This is a genomic window from Paenibacillus sp. Y916 (genome assembly GCF_056786435.1).
In genome coordinates, this window is record NZ_JBXCJA010000014.1 from 111,320 (window position 1) to 132,560 (window position 21,241).

Sequence of the window (21,241 nt, forward strand, 5' to 3'; positions counted from 1 at the left end):
GGAATTTGCATGCGAGTTTTTGTTCAAAAGGGGATTTCAGTCATCTTAGTGATGGTATTGGTTTTAGGTGGATTGAGTGGGTTAATTGTTGGTGCAGGTAAAGCCCATGCGGCAGTAGCGTTCGCTGGAGGAACGGGGAGTCAAGGTGATCCGTATCAAATTGCTAACGCTGATCAGCTCAACGAGGTTAGGAATCATCTAGGAACAGGAATCTACTATATACTGACGTCAGATATTGACTTGAGCTCCTACTCAGAAGGTGCCGGCTGGACGCCAATCGGTGCTAACAACAGTAATGCTTTTTTCGGACATTTGGACGGTAAGGGTTTTACAATAAGAAATTTAACAATCACAAGTAGTGCGGGATTTGTAGGACTCTTCGGTGTTACTATTTTGGGCACATTTACTAACATTAATCTTGAGGGTGTTAATATACAGGGTGGAAATTCCGTTGGAGGGTTAGTTGGATTGGCCGAGGGGATGTCTATTAGTAATATCTGAAATTAATTCATGTTGATCCAGGTATGGAATATTCGCTTGACCGTGAAAGTTATTTTCCTATGTAAGCGTCAAATAGCCCCCACCTGTTCAACAAGATGAGGACTCATGTATGCTGTACTATAACTAGCTTGAATACATAATAGTCTATAAGTACAGGTGACCCTGTGGGTGACCTGTTTTCTCACGGCATGCTTAAGCATATATGCTTAGCTTGAGTTAAGATTGTTTAAACAACGTAATGCATATAATCCCCCGGTTCATCGTCCCTAAATATCAAGCGAACCTGGGAAAGGAACCCAGTTTCCATTGATATTTTTAACGGGACTAGCAAGGTAGTAGAAGAGCTTTAGGGTAATGAAGCGTTAGCGCAGTGGAATCCTGCTTCCGTTCTTCTTTACGCTGTTGCTCCATCTCGGCCATAATTGTAGAAGTGTAGGTCGATCGAAGTTGGCATATAAACATCAAAACTGATTCGCTACGCTACTCGTCATCATGTTTATATGCGAAGAGCAGCACCAAGACTTCGCGTACGCTGCGTCATCGTGAATAGAGTTCGTGCTGCCTTTGTAAATCAATTGTGTTGTTAATTATTGGATCTACATGAACTAGGCGCAAATTTAACCCGCTAAGAGGACCGCCGCAAGAAACACGAGCTGCAGCAATGTACGGACTAGTATCTTAGGTGTAGGTCTCCCACCGATAGTTAGTTTTTTTCGGGCTGCCCTTACATTGGCAGGGAACATGGTCACAAGTAGAACCGCCAAGCAGACGGAAGACGCGCGGGAGGTAGTGGGGAAGAGAATGCCGATGGCTCCCGCAATTTCCAGCCACCCGGTGGCCGTCACAATCCAATCCGGTTTTGGAAAGGCAGCCGGGATCATCCGGATGAGATCAGGCCGTCTTTTTCCCCAGTGGGCGGAAGCCGTAAGCAGTAGCATGACGGCCACTGCTCCCTGAAGCGAAGAATGCCAATTGTCGAAATAAGGCCAGCCGAACAACCCGAGAACCCAGAACAGAAGAAACGAAACAACAAGCGCAAATAAAGGTACCATCTTTATCCCTCCGTTTAGAAGCTTTTCGTTATCATGAGAAATAATATGATGATCGGCAACAATGTCGCGGCAATTCCGAAGATGACCCAATAGCGGGACGCTTGATAATCATATTAGCCGAGATAAAGAAGATCACGAGATCTGAGAGCGTAGATACATAATCGGCAAGCATGACGTCTTTTACCGTTGCTTGGATAAATGCACAGACCGCTCATAATACTGATTGAGTACTTCTGCGACGAGAGGCTGATCTTACTTTCCAAGTAAATATATCAGCACCTTGTTCGTTACGTCCTGACCAACTTCCAGCACCGGAAGACTGTCAATGATCTTCTGCATGGGTCCATCGAACGTTTTTTCGCTTTGTTCCACTACGTTCATAAAATGTTCGTTTGTCTCTTCGAGTCGCTCCTGCAGCACCCAGGCAAAGATCTCGTCCTTGCTCTTCACGTAATGGAATATAGCGCCCTTTGACAATCCCGATTTTTCCATGATGTCCTTCATAGTGACAGAGTGACAACCTTTTTCTAGTATCAGCTCTTTGGTCGAATCAAGTAGCAACCCTGTTGTTTGCTGCCTCCGTTCCTCTTGCTTAAGGTAATCCCTCCGTGTTCTTTTGACAACCTATACGTCGATTGATTAGTGTCTAGATTTTTATTGTAAATACAGACCGTCGGTTTGTAAATAGTTATTATCATATCTCATTTCCATCATTTAGCTGAAGCATGCTAATGAGCTATCGGAACACGATAGCAATACACATCAGGAAAAGACTTGCCGACAGCAATGAATCGGCAGGTCTTTTCCGCTAACGGGCAGTTTAGTTTAACCTTTCGTAACAAAAATGGAACCACATTCGTTTAGTTTATGGAGGCGAATAGATAATGAGGTATTTAAAGATGTTGATGATAGTAGTAATGATAATTGCTTTGTTGGGATGTGAAGAGAAACTAACTTCCGAACCCTCTGGTCAAGGTTATGTATTTGAAATTAGTGAAGGAAGAGTTTTAATTTTAGATAATGTTAAAGAGAGTGATTTCGGGAAAGGTTGGAAAGATAGAGATAATTAAAGAATATGAATTGACACCATCTTCATTAGATAAATGGATCATGCAAAGCGAGAAAACAGGCTCCTTCAAGGAAAAGGACAACTTGTCGAAAGAAGATGCAGAACTTATTAAACTTCGAAAAGAAAACAAACAGCTACTTATGGAAAATGACATACTAAAGCAAGCTGCGCTGATACTAGGACGAAAGTAAATGTGATTCGGAATAATCAACACAAATACTCGATATCAGCCATGTGTACAGTCCTTCAACTCCTAAGAAGCACATACTATTATGAAGCGAGCGAGCCGTTTTCAGAAGATGAGATTTCCTCTGTTATCGTCAATATATTCCAAGCAAGTCGTCAAAACTATGGAACACGTAAGATCAAAGTAGAATTAGAAAAGCTAGAGTTAACGGTATCCAGACGAAGAATTGGGAGAATCATGAAAGAACAGGGTCTCGTTTCTTCGTATACTGTAGCTCAATACAGACCACACACAACGGGCTGTAATGACTCAAAACAAGCTAATGTATTAAATAGACAGTTTGTTTAGGAGAAGGAATTGTCTGTTGTCGTGAGTGATCTAACCTACGTAAGAGTCAACCAAAAGTGGAATTACGTATGTGTATTTGTGGATCTCTTCAATCGTGAAATCATAGGTTATAGTGCAGGTCCAAACAAAGATGATCGGCTCGTCTACCGTGCCTTCGCATCGATTAAAACCAACCTCAATCGGATTCAGCTCTTTCATACAGACCGTGGGAATGAGTTTAAAAACAAGCTGATAGACGATGCCTTAGATACGTTTAAGATCAAACGATCTTTGAGTATGAAAGGTTGTCCCTACGACAATGCAGTTGCAGAAGCAACGTTCAAACTCTTCAAGACAGAGTTTGTGAAGCGACGTCATTTTGATAGTCTGGATGATCTAACGAGAGAACTATATGACTATGTACACTGGTTCAACCACATTCGTATTCACGGGACTCTTGGCCCACAAGGGGTGTTCGATCAGACTAGTACCCAAATGATTTGAACATGACAAACAAGCTTGGACGGTCCATAAGGACTACCCAAGCTTGTTTTGTGCACAGTCCCCACGAATATCAATTAGGGATGAATGCTACGACATACGTGAATGAACTTTTTTCCCCTATACCTAACATTTAGGCATTCTACAAATTAAGAACCATATACCTCAAAATCAAAGAGTGAATACCCATACGTTGTACCTCGCGCGGAACATTGTACACGTACATATCGTCCATTTTGGGGTGTAAATGTTATATCATCTATCGCTCCATTACCAGTTGTTGTTGAATAAACATCCGTCCAAGACGTTAAATTGGAGGACACTTGAATTTTGTAGCTTTTACCGTAAGCGGCTTCCCAGTTTAATTTCACCCGGTTGATACTCTTGCTCGAACCTAGATCTACGTAAATCCACTCGTTATTGTTTCCTTCGAGACTTGCCCACCTTGTTGAAGAATTACCGTCAGTCGCTTTGGAAGCTTCGAATCCCGCTGCTTCTATTGAACTAGCCACAGCAGTCTTGCCTAGAGCGAGGTCAGATCCAGTCGTTGGACCGCCGAATGTTGGTTTCCACCAGTTACCTGAAAGATAGAGCATATTAAGCAAATTGTAGGAATCACTGAAGTAGGATTCTTTCTTGTTCTTCATCCAGTCCCAACCAGCATTTACCCATGCTTGGTGAGAGCTATTTGTTGTAGCTGCGGATATGAACGGCGATACGAACACGGCTGTAGCATATGATCCTCTTGCTGTACCATTCAATTGATATCCGTCTTTAATGTTACCTGGAACGCCACTTGTCGTACCTTTAATCCATACCGCCATTTTGTTAGCAATATCCCGGCCTCTAGTGTCTCCGTAAAAAGCGTAGTCCATTACAATTCTTAATGGAACCCGGCTTGAATTGTAGTTATATTCGTTATCATACGTACTCTCTAAAAAACCGGATGGAGCAGGTGTAGGGGGATTATTAATAACAAAGTCAGAGATTAGACCTGTAGTAGATGAGTAAGTTGTCGAGAATTGGCCGTAAACGGTATACAAGTTATTGATGACATCTAACCATATTTGATCTCCTGTAACTTCGTTGAAAGCTCTTAAATGGGAGAGCATCCAATCAGAGGGACGTGTGTTCAAAGTGCCTTTTGCATCCCAATCGCCAAGATTCAGCCTGTTGTTCGTAGTTACATTGCTGGCTTTGATTGCGTTGATCATTTTTTTGGCTTCTTCCAAATAATTAATCGTACTTGCGGATCCCCATTGACGATCCGCAAGAATCAAAGAGTAAGCGATGTCCAAATCACCATCGGTAGCTGAACCGAAATGGCCCTGGGCACTGCTACTATCCGCAACAACCCAGCCCATCAGATTAGCATTACCAGAACTTTTAAAAGCTCTTGCGGTTTTAAACAGACCGTCATAGATCGTTTTGGCATTGGAATCGTAGCCGGCCATTAACGCGGTGATGACCATTCCATATCCTTGTCCTTCCGAAGTACCAAGTGGGGTGAATCCTTGAGGGTTACCGGTAATTTCACCTTTTACATAATAACCGCCAGGCAAAGAAGACAAGTTGTTTTTCAAGTACTTTGATTTCCAATAGTCATAGTAACTTGAAACGGCGCTATTCATAGCAGCTTGGGTGACATGATTAGGCTTTATAATGCCTGGATAGTTGACTTGTTGTGGAAATGGTTTGAGTTCCCCTGCAGCATGAGCTTTTGATTGAAATGGAGCTGGGGCAACCAGAAGTGGCAATAGTAGGGCTTGGCAAAGAAGTACAAGACCAATTAATTTCATATTACGTTTGATTGAGGTTACGTTGTTCATCATTAATTCCTCCTTTTCGTATAATGAATCCATTTAATTAAAGCGCTTTAATCTTAGTGTTATGTTAATATTAATTTAGATGATTCTACTGTTGTACGACACTTCCATGCTTTAACCATTGGGCTTGTAATACCTGGATCGATGGTGGCGTATCTTTTATGATGGTATCAAATTACCGTATGCTGCATTAGCAGCACATGATATGGCTAAGGACTCTCATCACCTTCTTTACTTAAGGATTATGACGACATCTGAAATGCTGCCATACATTTAGTATAGCAAAATGAAAGCGCTATAACTTTCAATCTATTGCTTTAAAATGTTATTTAATTGCTATCTTTTAAAATAAATGCTTTTATTTTATTTATTAGGAGGTTTCGTATGAAATTTAGCACGAAAGTAAATTTGAATAAGGAACCATTCCACCTAAACTATCTCAAAACGAGCAATCAACACAACTGGGAGGTCGTTCACGCTCACCAAAGTATGGAGTTTCTATATGTGTATGAAGGCGAAGGTATAGCCCACATCCATGGTAATCCGTTTCCGATCGTGCCGGGGACGTTGCTGCTGTTTCAGCCTTCTCAGCCGTATCGATTGGAGGTTAGTCAGCTTTTTGTAAGGACGGGGTTTATGTTCAATCCTTTTCTCGTGGATTCGGAACTGATTGCCTTTCCATCCCTTCACAAGTTTTTTACGGTTTTATGGAAATCTACGCTAGTTCAACCTGTTCTATATTTGTCACCGCTCCAAAATGAGTTTCTAAACCTATATGAAATATTGAATCAAAGGACTAAAAATGCTTCTTTCGTTAAATCGCATGAGGAGTTTGTGTTATTCGTGATATCATTTCTACAGCAACTTCGTCAATACGAGGACAATCTAGCTCCCATAAGGCAAACGACTCCTCAGCTGAAAACGAATTTGACGATTAAGCTCATTATCGAGTGGATGAATGCGAATTATAGAAATAAGTTCATGTTGGACAAGTTGTCGAAAGACCTTCATTTGTCTCCTTTTTATTTGTCGCATACATTCAGCGCGAAAACGGGTAGCAGTCTGACGAAGTTTATAGCTTTTAGGAGATTGAGGGAGGCATGCCATCTACTAGAAACAACGTCCAAAAGTGTTAGTGAGATTGCAAATGAGGTTGGATTCGAGACTTCATCCTATTTCTGTCGAGTGTTCAAAGGAGCGTTGGGGGTAACGCCAAAGGGATATCGAACCAAGGTATTGGGGGAAGTAAGGCATTAGTAATGGAGTGGACTTAAATGTATAATGTGAAATTTTATGTATATAATATACAATAATTCAAGCGGGTCTTGTATTGGACCCGTTTTTGCATTCATATCTAGGTATGGAACTTATCGGCTGTTGACAGAAGTATCTATGTTAGATATATTACATGTATGAGCATGCATTTAATATGCGATTTTAAATATTCGTATATATGAGTCAAATAAACTTAGATATATTACCAAGAGGAGAGAGATATATGAAGGATTTATTTACGCCCTATGAAATGATGGATTTAAAATTGAAAAACCGTGTGGTTATGCCTCCGATGTGTCAATATTCTGTCGATAACAAAGATGGAATCGCTACGGATTGGCATTATATGCATTATGTGAGCAGAGCAATCGGTGGAACCGGGTTAATTATTATTGAAATGGCTGATGTGGAACCTGATGGCCGAATTAGCGATTATGATCTCGGGATCTGGTCCGATGAACAGATTCCTGCATTGGCAAGAATTGTTGAGGCTTGTCATTCTTATGGCGCTAAAGTGGGTATTCAAATTGCACACGCAGGACGTAAGGCTGAGGATGCTCCGGTTCCTGTAGCCCCATCGGCAGTTCCTTTTAACTCTGAATCTAAAACGCCGAGGGAACTAACAACTGCAGAAGTGAAAGGGATGGTAGAGAAATTCCGACTAGGTGTAAGACGAGCTATCCAAGCGGGATTTGATGTCATTGAGCTTCATGGTGCGCATGGATACCTTATTCATCAGTTTCATTCGCCTCTAACAAACCGTAGAACGGATGAATATGGAGAAGATTTAACCCTGTTTGGTAAAGAAGTCATTCATGCAGCAAAAAGTGAAATGCCAACAGGTATGCCTTTAATCCTACGTATTTCCGCTAAGGAATATGTTGAAGGCGGATATGGAATGAAAGAGAGTCTGGAGTTCAGCAAGGTATATAAAGAAGCGGGAGCAGATATTTTTCATATTAGTGCAGGTGGAGAAGGAGCTATTGCTGCGGCAGGAATGCCAGGAACGCATGCAGCTTACCAAGTTCCGTTGGCTAGAGAATTCAAGGAGAAGCTGAATGTTCCTGTTATTGCGGTTGGAAGATTAGATGAACCCGTGCTCGCCAATGCGGTAATCGGGAATGAAGATGCTGACCTTGTCGCGGTAGGACGGGGAATGTTGAGAAATCCTTACTGGACGTTGGAGGCTGCAGTCGCCCTTAATAAAGGAATAGACATGCCGAAACAGTATGAACTTGGATTTCCTAGAATCAAATGATGAACAATGACCTTATAACTAACTGGTTGACATTAACGCATATACAAATGAACGTAGCTAATGAATTAGAAGCTAATCTACAAGAGAAACATGACTTGTCATTAAAAGAATTCTATTTGCTGTTATTTTTGTCTGAAGCACCAGAAAAGAAGCTGAAATTGCAAAAGTTGGAGTCAATGGTTGGTTTAAGCCAAAGCGCTGTATCCAGACTGGTAAGTCGATTTGAAGCAAAAGGCTGTGGGGCTTTACAAAGACATGCATGCGATAATGATCGCAGAAGTATCTACACTTCATTGACACAAATAGGTCAAGATAAGCTCGATAAATCACAAGTAACTTTTAAAGAAACTTTACTTGTGGCTTTTCCAAAGATAGAAGTAGAACAGTTACTGCAACAAATGCTGAAGTTAAAACAATAATAAAGATGTTCTAGCTTACTTCAGTCATGGAAAACCTACTTTAAAAGGGGAAGTTAATGATCCATATGAAGGCACCAGTTATACATTAGAAGGTGGAAATTGCTGTACTTAATATAAAATAATCCAAGCGGGTCCTGTAGAGGACCCGTTTTTTAATAATATAAGAAAGTATATAGTTCTGTGGATTAATACTGCCATGATATACGAAGAGCACCGTATCGGTGCATAGGGCGAATTTTCTCAATTTGTTTAGAGAAATGGAAGAGTAGAGTCGAACGATGGCGGCAAACTTGTTCTATGACAGCTAGGGAAATGAAGGTACTTCAGCTTAAAAATATAGAGTTAATCCTTACTTTTCTTAATATATTCAAGAAACTCTAAAACGATTTGAGATATGGCATCTTCTTGCGGCATATAGATAAACTTGCTTAGTCGAAGGATGTCTTCTTTAAACAATTCAATGAGTTCCAACATGGACTCATGATCATCTTGTTTTGCACAATGAAGTAAGTCTAGGAATTCACTGTCTGGGATAGTTTCTGTATCATCTTTCGCTTCCATTTATTCACCGCCTGTTGGCTCATTTTTAGTTGACGAGCGACTTCGGATTCAGTCTGATCTTGTATATAGAGTTTATACAGAATGATCTTTCCGTATGGAGGTAAAGTGTCTATGAGCTGTTGAACTACGATTTTGTTTTCAGTAGAGGTAGTGAAGTTGGGTGTAGCAGGCTCTATTCCATAGAAAGAACATTCCCGTTTATTAATGACTTTAGCTCGATACTGTAACCTCCATGCAATACGATAAACCTCTGTTTTATAACGTTCATAAATACTTTGTTGTGTCTCAAATACCAATTTAATCGCTCCCCTTCTACATGGTCCATATATCTATAGGGAAATTCTAAGTGCATTTCCACAATCAATATAGGAACATATGTTCCGTTAATTGTACCATATTTTAGTGAGACTTGGTTATGAACTTGAATTGAAGAACCAACGGACGCAGGTGATTTAATCTATTAAACGTACAGAGAAGAAGAATAGCGAGTCGATTATTATAAAAAAATATACTTGTCGGTTGTTTTTTCGAACTATGAATTACCTATATAAGTGAAGGCACAAACATGAAGGAAAAGAAATGGAATGAACTTATGTGCCTATCACTACTGAAATGGAGTTGTTTATATGAAAAGAGTTCTGTATGTACCGCTTGACGACCGTCCGGTAAACTTGGATGATGTCATCGTTCTGGGGAAGACGGCTGGAATTGAGGTCATTACGCCACATATTAAGGATATTAAGAATCGTCTTGACTCACAAAAAACAAAATCGGGATCGACGCTCCTAAGCACATCTTCACCCACCTTTGGAGCCAAGTCGAACATTCGCCAATTCATTCTCGATAATGCATCATCTGTTGATGGATTCGTTATTTCAACGGATATGCTCGCCTACGGTGGATTAATCGGAAGTAGACGTCTTCGCACAAGTGGTGGAGAGAATTATCCGAACTATGATGTTACCACGACAAATTTGTTAGACGTTATTCGCGAAATCAAGCAGTGCTATCCCGATAAGCCTCTCTATATTCTAGATACCGTCATGCGAATGGCTACGTCAGCGTATGTTGAGGGTCAGGATTATGACGCTTATACGGAGTCCCGTAGCTTTAATCAACAACCACGAAAAGACTTTTCTGATTTCAATGACATTCTAAACGGTTATAATATAAAAACGGACAGCACGCCTTTTGGAGATGTGGTCAACTTCGACAAGGAGCAATATTATAACGCACGAATTCACAAATTCAAGTCGAACTATTATATCCTAGATCAACTTGCTCGGTTAGGTTATATTGACTTTCTTGCGATTGGTGTCGATGATTCCTCTACCGAGGGAGTACAGGCAAATGAAATCTCCTTTATTGAAGGACGAATCAATGATTGGTTCGGAGGCGGTACTCAAGAACAAAGTTCTGAGCGTGCTATTATTCTTCCTGACGCAGATGGCTTGGGTTATTCGCTCATGGCCCGCATGGCGAACCAGCTGTATCGTTGCGGAGCAAAGCCGCGATACATGGTACATTACTATGGACCTAATGGTTCAACGATAATTAACCCATACGAGTATATGAGTGTGCATCAGAACATTCAGCATCATGTTGAAATGATTGGAGGTCAATTTGTTACGTGTGGCTCTTATGATCTGGAAATTATCGCAATTACGGACGCTAACGAAGTATCCAGTGCAGTAAGCCGTATTCAATCTAATGGTAACAATCGTATCCCGACCATCGCAATTGATTTTGTTGCCAACGGTGCAGCTAATGAAACGGTAACAGAGGCCTTACTGGACAATCCATTCACTGGCGGCCTTTTGGGGTACAGCGCGTGGAATACTGCGGGGAACAAAATAGGAATTGCACTCGGAATGGGGCAGGCACGGTACGCATATTTGGTAACGGAAACGCATCCCGCAGCCCTTAAGAAGGCAGTGAATGCACATGGGGCACTTTTGTTCAAACGTTTCTTGAAAGACTATTACTATAAAGCAGTGGCCATTGCCGAAATCCGAACCTTTTCGAGAGAACATACGCTGTATACGAATGTTCTTTATCCGGATCAAAATATGGGTCTTTTCAACTCGACGAGTGACTACAACCATATGATTATTCTCCTGAGAGATCGAATGCAGACTTACACAAGTACTCTTGCAGGGAAAAGTGCCTTCCGGATCGGCTCTTCGACGAAATCTTGCAATGTACGCCAAATTAGCGGGTCAACGTGGTTATTCTCAGAATATGTTAGCGCATCACTTGCGTATGCAAATCCTGATTATATTTGGAAGCGTGTATTTGAAATTACCTTAAGCCCTAAGGTTACATTGAAATGATACGGTATCTATAATAAATGATTAACTTGATGATGAGCACTAATAACAATGATTTCATTATAATACCAAGTCAGAACCAAAGGCTGAAACCTCAAAAATGGGTGGTCAGTCTTTGTTTTTTTGGCAAAATCTATTAAGACCAACTAAATCGTACAGATTGCGATTTTGCAAGTTTAAGAGTATGTGGTTATAATTAAATGTTAAAAGGATTTTGCAGTTACATAAAGGATAGGGTGAGTATGAAGGAACTTTCTTCTCGAGTAACGATATTTGCATCGATACAATGGGTGTTTTTTATTTTTGCTAACATTGTCGTTGTACCAATTTCAATCGGTTTAGCTTTTGAATTGCCTCCACATGAAGTGGCTACCATTTTGCGGAGTTCGCTCATTGTGACAGGTGTCGCGTGTATTTTACAGGGCTTAATTGGTCATCGCTTTCCCTTGATGGAAGGTCATTCGGGTGTTATGTGGGCTTTAATTCTTAACTTATGCTTATCTGCTCCTACACTTGGACTTAGTTTGGGCGAAATTGGAGGGGGAATTGCTACAGGAATGCTGCTTGCCGGGGCTCTAATTATGATATTGGCTGCCTGTAAGGCGATTCCTTTTATTCGTAAAGTATTCAGTCCGATGGTAATGAACGTATTTTTGTTACTGTTAACATTTCAGCTCGCTTTTATCTTTTTCAAGGGTATGTTGACAGTGAATGAAGATGGGACATTGGATTTGCCGATCACATTGTTCTCATTAGGAATCGCTATCTTTGTAGGTCTCTTAAAAATTAAAGGAAGTAAGAACATCGGCAATTTTTCGTTATTAATCGGAATAGTTGTAGGATGGAGCCTTTATGCTATGTTCTTTCCAACTACAAACACCCTAAATGGGGATGCTGTTGGTGTTTTTTCTATATTTCCACTGGGCAGTCCAAATTTGCAATTCGGGATTATTACGATTACTTTTATAGGTTGTTTTATTAATATGAGCAATACGATCGCATCTCTTCAAGCAGCGTCCAAACTATTAAATGAAGAGGTTTCAACGAGCCAATATCGAAATTCCCTTTTCTTAACAGGTGCATATTGTATGGTGGCATCGTTATTCGGACTTGTATCTTACGCACCGTTTGCTTCTTCTATCGGTTTTTTGGAAAGTACGCAAATCTTTCATCGCAAGCCCTTTTTTATTGGCGGAGCACTTATTATCATTCTAGGAATCATTCCACCCCTTGGGTTAATGTTGGCAACACTCCCGATCTCAGTAGGGAACGCAGTGCTATTCATTGCCTATCTTCAGTTGTTGGGAACTTCTTTTAAAAGTCTGAAGGGATACACATTTGATTCGATCACGATTCATCGGGTTGCAGCACCAGTTCTCATAGGGGTAAGTCTGATGTCAGTGGATGTTAAGTTGTTTGCTAATCTACCTACTGTTGTACAACCGATCATTAGTAATGGATTCATCATGGGAGTCCTTATCTCATTAATCATGGAGACTACTATTAAATGGGGAGATCGTGACAAGAAAATATTAACATGACAAAAGAATAAGAAACTAATAGGAAACTGCATAGTGTGAAATATACGAAATAAGATCGAAATATTCTAGTTTTAACTTCAATGGACCTATCTGTGCTCTGATCGCAGAAAGCATATGCTGCCCTCTGATTTCAACCGCTATGCGGTATACAATCAAGAAATCGGAGGGCAACAGCGATCGTAAGGATAATCCGTTACCGTAGCGGTATTATACACCACACGTATGGTTCTTTTTAGTACGTTGTTTCTTTGATGTTTATACACGAAGAGTTACGACAGACCTCTCATTATACTTCCTCATAAACTCGCTTTATAAAGGAAATACTTTCGTCCAAATAGGGTTCAGTGGTACTTTCTAATAGACCTTGAATATGCGGGCGTTGGTGTTTCATATACCGCAGAATAGGCTCAAATTGAAGCCAACCCTGGCCAACAGGAACAATTTTGATTACTCCATCCTCAACTATAAAATCTTTCAAATGAATGACAGCAATCCGATTTCCTAGAAGTTCGAAAGCTTCCGCAACGACGGATTCCTGTTGTGAGTAATTGATAGGCGACATAAGATTTGCACAATCTAGAATCACTTGAAGATTATTAGAAGGAACAAGATCAAGTAGCCGTCGTGTCAATGATGCCATGTGCAGCGGATGATGTAATCCAGCTTCGATACCCACGGTCACACCAAAACGTTCGGCTTCCGCCACCATTGCTTTTACGGAAGTAACAACCTCCTGAAAAGCTTCTTCTGTAAAGTTGTCCGTTGTATAGCCTTGCCCAACACTACCGGTCTCTGTGCCTACTAGACTAGCGCCGAAGTCTCTGGCTAGGCGAAGATGAGTACTGAATTCAGATAAGGCTTGTGCTCGCTTTTGCGGGTCAGTATCCACAATGTTGACGTAGCAGCCGAGAACGGCTATTTGGATACCAGCTTGTCTGAATGCATTACCATAGTAACTGGCTGTTCCTGGACTAATAGCAGCAAGACTTGGAGCGCTTTCGGGAAATGACTTTTTTAGAGCAAATTGAATATGCGATAAGTTATACTGTTGTATCTTCCCAATCAAGTCTTCTAAAGGAATTTGTCCGAAATCATGTGCTCTTATACCTAGATGAAGGGGGGCAGTCATGTAAACACTCCTCTTTAATTTAATATGATATGAATCAATCGGTTTCTTGTAACAACCTCTTTAACTCTAATAATGATAGTGCAGTGGATTGTTCAATGGCTTGTACCACAAGCTTGGCGATTTCTCGAGCGCCTTCCTCAGAGAAATGGGTGTTGTCCTCAACGCCGGATGGGTAATTTGGATGCGTACCTTTAGGTAAATGCATAAATAGTTTCATGGATTCTTCTTCACCTAATGTATCGTATAGCTGTTGCGAATCTTCGAATATATCGAGTAGTGGTGTCTGTGTCTCTTCGGCTACTTGTCTCATCGCTGCTGGATAAGGACCTACAGCAAGTGGATCGAGCGTACCCTCTGAAGTGAATAGACGACGGCTACAAGATGTCAACAGTACGGAAGTTCCTCCACGCTGCCGAGCGGATTCAATAAATTGAATTAAGTTGTGGCGATATTCTGTATCAGAGTCGGTATAGCGAGACGGATCTTCTTTTTTCTCGTCATTGTGTCCAAATTGTATGAAAAGGTAGTCGCCAGCTCGAAATTCTTGTTCAATGGCAGCCAAGCGGCCCTCCGCTAGAAAAGATTTGGTACTTCGTCCGTTGATAGCTCGATTCTCCACTTTAATAGATTTACCATAATAACTTTGGAGGAGTTCTCCCCAGCCTGTCATAGGTTTTTCACTTTCGCCTTTAATAGCCGCGGTAGAATCTCCAGCGATAAAAAGTGTCTGTGTCATTTGTTTTCCCTCCTCATCATATTGCACACGTTAACATTTATTGTTGATATAAAATATAATTCGTTACTATTAGATATAGTTGTTAACGATTTCATTGTAATAATTACCTATTTTTAAGTCAAGGATTAAAATGAAATGTACATATGAAATACCTATCATGTCGAGGATCAATGATTATGGTATAATGATTCCAAAGTTTTACACTGAATAAGATTTATAAACAATCGTTTTTTATGGGGAAATGGTATGCATATGGATAAGTTGGTATCTATCAAGAAAATTAATGCACACGTTAAATGCTTGTTTGAATTCGTGAAAGCGCTATAATATATAAAGTAGATATAAATTAAAGGGGCTGCAACATGAGAAAAGGAAAAATGTTCTATAGAATCTTTATTCCCATTTTAGTCTTGGCGGTAGGATTGGTTGCTAGTTTTGGAAGTTACATCTACTTGAGTACAATAAATTCAGTTATTGAGAGATTCTCTAGCAGCAAACAAAGTTATATTGAACAAATAAAAAATAATATGGAAAATAAAATTCAAAGAATTGAATATGCCTTCAACACGTATAGTACTACCAGTTCATTTCAAGACGTAGTTAATAATCCTATAACAGAACAAGATTTCATAGCTTATCGAGATGTGAATTCACAGCTTAATTATATTGCCTCGATGGCATTAGAAGGGACAGAGTATTCCCTGATCAGTCTAGTGCAGAACTGGCAAATCGCTGATGGAAGTCTGTCCTACTTAACGGAAAGTGAACGAGAGAAGTTGGTTGATGCCTATGTCGTGAATAAAGACCAAGGATTATTCTGGATCAAGACAGATAAAGGTATACGATTTGTGAATACCTTACCTGTATTTTCTAAGAATAAACAAGCCATTGCACTGTCCGATATCTCGCTACAAACATTGGATCGTACTATCAAAACAGAAGAAAATACGACAGTCTTTATTCTGAACAAACAAGGCGATTTGATGTACGAATCGGATCCGGATAAAGAAATGTTCACCGACAAACAGCTGCAACAAATCTCAAACGCTATTGGATCAGAGAATGATACAGGAATGGTAACACAGGAAAATATAAATCATCAATCTGTTCAATTTATTTATGCTAAATCTAATTATAATAATTGGATCTATCTTACTATATTAGATCAGAAGGAAATTGCTAAATCGTTGATGATAACCAAATATGGGTTGTCCACGATGGGACTAGTGTTAACGATATTCATTGTGGTGGTTGCTTATATGATATCCGTATTCTTTACGAAGCCTATCTTACAGATTAAACGTAGTCTACCTAAAGTTCCACAGTCTAATTCTAAAAATGAAATTGAATGGATTATGGATTCGATTGATATGATTCTAACAGAGAAAGAATCTCTGGAAAACTTAATTCAGGCTGAAATGCCACAACTTGAAACACAAATGATTCTAAACCTATTCCGAAATCGGATATCTCCAGAGGAAATAGTGCGCAAATTGCAACGTTTCGGATATGAGAAAACAGAGAATCAATTGTATGTCACGATGCTGATTCAATTGGATAATTTCGGTGACCAAGAGGCTTCTGACAAGGATGTATTGTTACTAGCAATTAATAAAATTGTAGAAGATGTTGTTCCGAAGCAACAACGGATGCTTCCTGTTATTCTAAATGACAATACTCAAGCGACCATATTGGTGTTTACAGGAAAGAATGACCAAGAGATGAGCAAGCAAATACTAGATTACTCCAAAGCACTTCTAAGGGCTGTTAGTGATTATTTGCATTTATCGATCAGTATCGGAATCAGTACCCCATATGAGAATTTAATGGAGAGTAAAAAAGCGGCAGAAATGAGCAAGCAAGCCTTACATCAACGTTTGAATTTAGGGAAAGAATCTATTATCTTCTATGAAGATATTTCTAATGTAGTCTCTGGACCAGTACTACTTCATTATCCTATGGAACTAGAATCACAATTGTTTGATGCTATTCGTATAGGAGACAAGGAACAGGTCAGTCAGCATTTATATCCTTTCTTAGCAGAGATGATGGGGAAGAATAAGAATTCAATGAATTTTGAAGTGATGTTAGTACGACTAGTAAATAATCTGATTCAATTAGAGCAGCAATTAGGAATAAATGTACTGCTAACGCAAGATAATCATAAACTGTATCACACATTGTTGGATATCCGTAATCCAGAAGAGGTAGAACGCATGTTGGTGGATCAAGTTATCTACCCAATGGTGAATAGCATGCGGGAGAAAACAAATAATCAATTCCGAGGTGTCTCCGAACAGATTATCGCTATCGTTAATACTGAATATGATCAAGAATTGACTTTGGAAATCATCGGAGAACGTCTACACTATAGCCCCAATTATTTAAGTAGAATATTTAAAAAGGAATATGGAACTGTGTTTAGTGAGTATCTGAAGAACTATCGAATAGAAATAGCGAAGAAGTGGTTAACAGAGACTGATATGACGGTTAAGGAAATAGCTGAAAGATTACAATATAATAATCCGCAAAACTTTATTCGTTCGTTCCGGAAGGAACAACATGTAACACCTGGTATTTATCGTAAGATGCATGAAAACGATTAAGGAGTAGAGGTTCAATTGAAACTTCTAACCACGCAAACAGGGACTGTCTCATCAGCCATTCATATGGCTAGAGAGACAGTCCCTGTTTATATATACGAGCTGAATATTATCCCTTTACCGCTCCCATCAATGCACCCTTATTGAAGTGTTTCTGCACGAAAGGATAGCATATGAGCATTGGAACTGTGGCAACTACGATAACAGCCATTTTGACCGTTTGTGCGGGTGGAATGATATCCACTGAAGTTCCTTCAGCTTGCATCCCACTGGAGACGATAACGATTTGACGAAGTAATACTTGAATCGTCCATTTGGCTGAGTCTGTAAGATAGAGAATCGCTTGCGTATACGTATTCCAGTAAGCGACTGCGTAAAAGAGAGAGATGGTTGCTATGGATGGTAGCGCGAGCGGAAGCATGATTTTAAAGAAGATACCTAAATCATTACAACCGTCAATCTTAGCTGATTCTTCTAATTCTTCCGGAAGAGCTTGGAAGAAGTTCCGCATAATAATCATGTTGAAGGCGTTAATAGCAACAGGTAGAATCAGTGCCCAATAGGAATTGATAAGTCCGACACTCTTTACAACTAAGAAAGTAGGTATCATCCCACCGCTGAACAATAAAGAGAATACGACTATAAAGTTGATGGTAACTCTACCTGGAAGGTACTTTCTTGATAATCCATAGGCCATCGTGGACGTCAGGGCCATACTTACGATTGTTCCAACTGCGGTAGTGCCAATCGAAACTGCAAGTCCTTTAAAGATCGTTGATGTTGACAGGATGTACTTATAAGCATCCAGTGAAAATGTTCTTGGAAACAGCATGAACTTTCTCTCGATCATTTCTTGTGTGGAAGAAAAAGAACTAGCAATAATATTAATAAACGGCAATAGACAGGCGAGAGCAAGTAGTAGCAATATAAGGTTATTTGCTATTGCGAAAAGACCGCTGCCAAGGGACTCTTTGTTAATTGTACTCTCTATACGTGTTCTCTGTATCATGTATGTTCCTCCTCTTAATTGATGTTGCACTTAAATTGTAACAAGAGAGTCGCATTCCGTGAATAATCCGGCCATGTCTTATTCATCTTATATTTATAGAATGGATGGAAGTATCTTGAAGTCTATGAGTAATCATTTCCTTGTTGAATGGTCATTAAATGAGTTGAATAATTAAAAATCCTAGTGTTTATAAGGGAATGTAATCGCTGTCATTAAATGATTATATACGTAATGCGATAAATTATTTAAGCTGAACAGGCAAACAACGAAAGCAAACAACGATTAGATAGAGGAGGATGAGAAGTGAAGAGTTCTACTGTAACCGCAACCAATATAAATTTAGAGAAATTGGAAAAGGGGAAAATAGCAACAGCTATTGCAAATTTAATGAAATATAAATTGCTGTATCTTATGATACTTCCCGGGCTAGTGTACTTCATTATATTTAAGTATTTGCCAATGGCGGGATTGGTCATTTCGTTTCAAGACTATCAACCATATCTAGGGATCACAGGAAGCGAGTGGGTAGGGTTTAAGCATTTCATTCGATTGTTTACGGAACCAACCTTTTTTATGTTGTTACGTAACACATTGATACTCTTTGGAATGAATATACTATTTTTCTTCCCATTACCTATTATTGTGGCGTTAATGTTAAATGAGGTAACAAATCGTTTCTTCAAAAATATGATTCAAACGATTATTTACATTCCACACTTTATGTCATGGGTTATCATCGTTTCCATCACTTATGTGTTCCTATCATTAGACGGTGGGGTAGTCAATGAATTGATAGCTTCTTTGGGAGGAGAAAAGATAGGCTTCTTAACTTCACCAGAGTGGCTAAGGACGATGTATATCGGACAAATCATTTGGAAGGAACTTGGGTGGTCAACCATTATTTATCTAGCTGCTGTCACTACAGTAGATCCAACGCTTTATGAAGCAGCGGGTATGGATGGTGCAGGACGCTTAAGAAAAATGTGGCACGTAACACTACCAGCAATTCGCCCAGTCATCATTACGTTGTTAATATTGAAAATTGGTAGCACACTAGATCTTGGTTTTGAGCATATGTTCTTGCTCTTAAATTCATTAAACCGCGAAGTTGCTGAAATATTTGATACTTATATTTACACAGCAGGTTTAAAAAATGGTCAGTTAAGTTTCAGTACGACAATGGGGCTGTTTAAAGGGGTGGTTGGATTAGTATTAGTCGTAGCAGCTAATAAATTTGCTAGGAAAATAGGGGAAGATGGCGTGTATTAAGACAGACAATAGAAAATAGAGAAGGAGCATTACAATGAAAAAGAAATTAATGAGTACGGTACTTGTCCTTTCTTTAATGGGTTCAATTCTGGCAGCATGTGGGGCAGATAAGGGGAATACAGTACAAAGTAATAACAGTGGTGGTACTACTGCCAGTGTAGAAACCGAAAAGCCACTTGAATTTACTTGGTTAAATATTCTGCATACGGCATCACCTCCAACGGAAGTAATTAAGAGCAAGATTGAGGAATATACGAATACTAAAATTACCTTTAATTGGGTTCCGGATGCATCTAAAGAGGAACGGATAACGACTTCTCTTGCTTCGGGTCAGTTAGCAGATATCGTTACTCTAACAATGTTGACGAATTCATCAGTTAGAAGTTCTTTAAAGTCAGGATTGTTCTGGGATGTAAACAGTTATATTGATGATTATGAGAATTTAAAGAAAATATCACCAGAAGTAAGAAATGCAGCATCGATCGAGGGCAAACTTTATGGGGTTCCTTTCCAAAAGAACTTGGCGCGTGGTGGGTTAATTTTCCGTCAAGATTGGCTTGATAAATTAGGACTACCTATACCAACAACTTTGGATGAGGTATACGAAATTGCAAGAGCGTTTACAGAAGATGATCCAGATGGTAATGGTAAGGATGATACGATAGGTTTTGGTGACAGATCTGATTTAAGGTACGGTAGCTTTAAAACACTAAGTTCCTATTTCGGAACGCCGAATGGTTGGGCGGTAGATGAGAGTGGTAAGTTCACTCCTGAATTCGATACACCACAATATTTAGAAACTCTTAACTTCTCGAAGAAGTTATATGAGAATAAATATTTGGCTCAAGATTTCGCGGTAACTGCTAAAACGGACCAAGAAGCACAATTTGCACAAGGAAAATCAGGAATTTATACTGGGATGGTTGGTATTGGTGGTTTGCAAAACCTAGCACTAGGATTGCAGAGCGAAATGAAATTAGTACCAGTTAATAAAATCTCCAATGGAGACGGTGTATATCGTATTTGGTCAGAGGGAAGCGGAGTAGGTGGTTTGTTGGCATTCCCTAAATCAGATGTCAAAACAGAAGATGAATTAAAGAGATTGCTTCAATTCGTAAATGATTTGATTGATGAAGAAGCATTTATGTTAATGACTGGCGGTATTGAAGGAACTCACTATGAGTTCGATGCAGATGGAGCTTACAAAGTTATTGATAAAGATAAATGGCAAGCCGATGTGCAACCATTCTCAAGTAGCAGACCTAGTGAAATCGCAATTACTTTGAAGGCTGATAACGCTGAGAAACAATTATCGAATGAATTGATCAGAGAAAATGATGCTTATGCTGTGTTTGACCCTACAGTTCCATTGGATTCAGCTACAGCAAATGAAAAGGGTTCTGAATTAGAAAAAATCGTTATAGATGCAACTTTCAAATACATCATGGGCCAAGCTAATGAAGATGACTTTAAAAAGGCAGTAGAATCGTGGAAGAAAAATGGTGGATCAGCGATTACGGCTGAATACGAAGAAGCTTATAAAAAAACACAAAAGTAAATAGTTATTAAGCTGATCCCACCTTAAGGTGGGATCACTTTTAACAATTAGTTAGCGAAAACAACTTAAAGGTGAATTTATGAAGAACAT

General features: G+C 39.6%; 17 protein-coding genes and 2 pseudogenes. 11 read left to right on the top strand and 8 right to left on the bottom strand.

The window, feature by feature from the left end; all coding sequences use genetic code 11:
* Positions 1 to 9 precede the first annotated feature (9 nt).
* Entirely contained in the window at positions 10 to 501 is a 492-nt protein-coding gene (locus AC1TO9_RS21725) for a M26 family metallopeptidase (RefSeq protein WP_482060487.1), read from the top strand.
* A 617-nt stretch (positions 502 to 1,118) separates the two neighbouring features.
* Here the strand turns inward: AC1TO9_RS21725 and AC1TO9_RS21730 are convergent.
* The gene (locus AC1TO9_RS21730) at positions 1,119 to 1,553 is read right to left on the bottom strand and encodes a DoxX family protein (protein ID WP_482060488.1); all 435 of its coding nucleotides are present in this window, start codon (positions 1,551 to 1,553) and stop codon (positions 1,119 to 1,121) included.
* Positions 1,554 to 1,805: 252 nt separating this feature from the next.
* Positions 1,806 to 2,114 carry a TetR/AcrR family transcriptional regulator gene (locus tag AC1TO9_RS21735; protein WP_482060489.1) on the bottom strand — a complete coding sequence of 103 codons (309 nt, stop codon included), beginning with the start codon at positions 2,112 to 2,114 and terminating at the stop codon, positions 1,806 to 1,808.
* A 323-nt stretch (positions 2,115 to 2,437) separates the two neighbouring features.
* Between AC1TO9_RS21735 and AC1TO9_RS21740 the strand changes: the two genes are divergently transcribed.
* Positions 2,438 to 2,623 (top strand): hypothetical protein, encoded by a 186-nt coding sequence (locus AC1TO9_RS21740; protein ID WP_482054347.1) that lies wholly within the window; start codon positions 2,438 to 2,440, stop codon positions 2,621 to 2,623.
* Positions 2,607 to 3,640 (top strand): annotated as a pseudogene (locus AC1TO9_RS21745) (IS3 family transposase); the annotation flags it as partial. The gene AC1TO9_RS21740 and the pseudogene AC1TO9_RS21745, both read left to right, overlap by 17 nt.
* 146 nt (positions 3,641 to 3,786) lie before the next feature.
* Here the strand turns inward: AC1TO9_RS21745 and AC1TO9_RS21750 are convergent.
* Both AC1TO9_RS21750 and AC1TO9_RS21755 read right to left on the bottom strand, forming a co-directional pair.
* Positions 3,787 to 4,149, bottom strand: coding sequence for a discoidin domain-containing protein (locus AC1TO9_RS21750; RefSeq protein WP_482060505.1), 363 nt, complete (start codon positions 4,147 to 4,149; stop codon positions 3,787 to 3,789).
* 51 nt (positions 4,150 to 4,200) lie between these two features.
* Positions 4,201 to 5,466: pseudogene (locus AC1TO9_RS21755) on the bottom strand (family 8 glycosyl hydrolase); the annotation flags it as partial.
* A gap of 381 nt (positions 5,467 to 5,847) precedes the next feature.
* Here AC1TO9_RS21755 and AC1TO9_RS21760 point away from each other — a divergent pair.
* The 3 genes from AC1TO9_RS21760 to AC1TO9_RS21770 all read left to right on the top strand — a co-directional run bounded on the left by AC1TO9_RS21760 (position 5,848) and on the right by AC1TO9_RS21770 (position 8,415).
* A complete protein-coding gene (locus AC1TO9_RS21760) occupies positions 5,848 to 6,720 on the top strand; it encodes a helix-turn-helix domain-containing protein (RefSeq protein WP_482060490.1) in 873 nt (290 codons plus the stop codon).
* 241 nt (positions 6,721 to 6,961) lie between these two features.
* Positions 6,962 to 7,996: an NADH:flavin oxidoreductase/NADH oxidase gene (locus tag AC1TO9_RS21765; RefSeq protein WP_482060491.1), complete on the top strand. Its 1,035-nt coding sequence runs from the start codon at positions 6,962 to 6,964 to the stop codon at positions 7,994 to 7,996.
* Positions 7,993 to 8,415: a MarR family winged helix-turn-helix transcriptional regulator gene (locus AC1TO9_RS21770; RefSeq protein ID WP_482054344.1), complete on the top strand. Its 423-nt coding sequence runs from the start codon at positions 7,993 to 7,995 to the stop codon at positions 8,413 to 8,415. Before AC1TO9_RS21765 ends, AC1TO9_RS21770 begins: the two co-directional genes overlap by 4 nt.
* A 342-nt stretch (positions 8,416 to 8,757) precedes the next feature.
* On the opposite strand, the gene AC1TO9_RS21775 is transcribed toward AC1TO9_RS21770, so the two are convergent.
* Entirely contained in the window at positions 8,758 to 8,976 is a 219-nt protein-coding gene (locus AC1TO9_RS21775; protein ID WP_482054343.1) for a hypothetical protein, read from the bottom strand.
* A 626-nt stretch (positions 8,977 to 9,602) separates the two neighbouring features.
* Between AC1TO9_RS21775 and AC1TO9_RS21780 the strand changes: the two genes are divergently transcribed.
* Both AC1TO9_RS21780 and AC1TO9_RS21785 read left to right on the top strand, forming a co-directional pair.
* Positions 9,603 to 11,309: a DUF4127 family protein gene (locus tag AC1TO9_RS21780; protein WP_482060492.1), complete on the top strand. Its 1,707-nt coding sequence runs from the start codon at positions 9,603 to 9,605 to the stop codon at positions 11,307 to 11,309.
* A 239-nt stretch (positions 11,310 to 11,548) separates the two neighbouring features.
* Complete coding sequence (locus tag AC1TO9_RS21785; RefSeq protein ID WP_482054341.1) at positions 11,549 to 12,847, top strand: uracil/xanthine transporter; 1,299 nt, start codon at positions 11,549 to 11,551, stop codon at positions 12,845 to 12,847.
* Between the two features lie 286 nt (positions 12,848 to 13,133).
* Here AC1TO9_RS21785 and AC1TO9_RS21790 read toward each other — a convergent pair whose 3' ends face one another.
* Together AC1TO9_RS21790 and AC1TO9_RS21795 are read right to left on the bottom strand one after the other, a co-directional pair.
* The gene (locus AC1TO9_RS21790; protein WP_482060493.1) at positions 13,134 to 13,976 is read right to left on the bottom strand and encodes a sugar phosphate isomerase/epimerase family protein; all 843 of its coding nucleotides are present in this window, start codon (positions 13,974 to 13,976) and stop codon (positions 13,134 to 13,136) included.
* A 34-nt stretch (positions 13,977 to 14,010) separates the two neighbouring features.
* Positions 14,011 to 14,712, bottom strand: coding sequence for a rhamnogalacturonan acetylesterase (locus AC1TO9_RS21795; RefSeq protein WP_482060494.1), 702 nt, complete (start codon positions 14,710 to 14,712; stop codon positions 14,011 to 14,013).
* Positions 14,713 to 15,074: 362 nt separating this feature from the next.
* Here AC1TO9_RS21795 and AC1TO9_RS21800 point away from each other — a divergent pair, with 362 nt between their 5' ends.
* Positions 15,075 to 17,318 (top strand): AraC family transcriptional regulator, encoded by a 2,244-nt coding sequence (locus AC1TO9_RS21800; protein ID WP_482060495.1) that lies wholly within the window; start codon positions 15,075 to 15,077, stop codon positions 17,316 to 17,318.
* Positions 17,319 to 17,424: 106 nt separating this feature from the next.
* Here AC1TO9_RS21800 and AC1TO9_RS21805 read toward each other — a convergent pair whose 3' ends face one another.
* A complete protein-coding gene (locus AC1TO9_RS21805) occupies positions 17,425 to 18,324 on the bottom strand; it encodes a carbohydrate ABC transporter permease (protein ID WP_482060496.1) in 900 nt (299 codons plus the stop codon).
* Positions 18,325 to 18,627: 303 nt separating this feature from the next.
* Here AC1TO9_RS21805 and AC1TO9_RS21810 point away from each other — a divergent pair, with 303 nt between their 5' ends.
* Together AC1TO9_RS21810 and AC1TO9_RS21815 are read left to right on the top strand one after the other, a co-directional pair.
* Positions 18,628 to 19,593 (top strand): ABC transporter permease, encoded by a 966-nt coding sequence (locus AC1TO9_RS21810; RefSeq protein ID WP_482054328.1) that lies wholly within the window; start codon positions 18,628 to 18,630, stop codon positions 19,591 to 19,593.
* A gap of 34 nt (positions 19,594 to 19,627) precedes the next feature.
* The gene (locus AC1TO9_RS21815) at positions 19,628 to 21,151 is read left to right on the top strand and encodes an extracellular solute-binding protein (RefSeq protein ID WP_482060497.1); all 1,524 of its coding nucleotides are present in this window, start codon (positions 19,628 to 19,630) and stop codon (positions 21,149 to 21,151) included.
* The last annotated feature ends 90 nt before the right edge of the window (positions 21,152 to 21,241 follow it).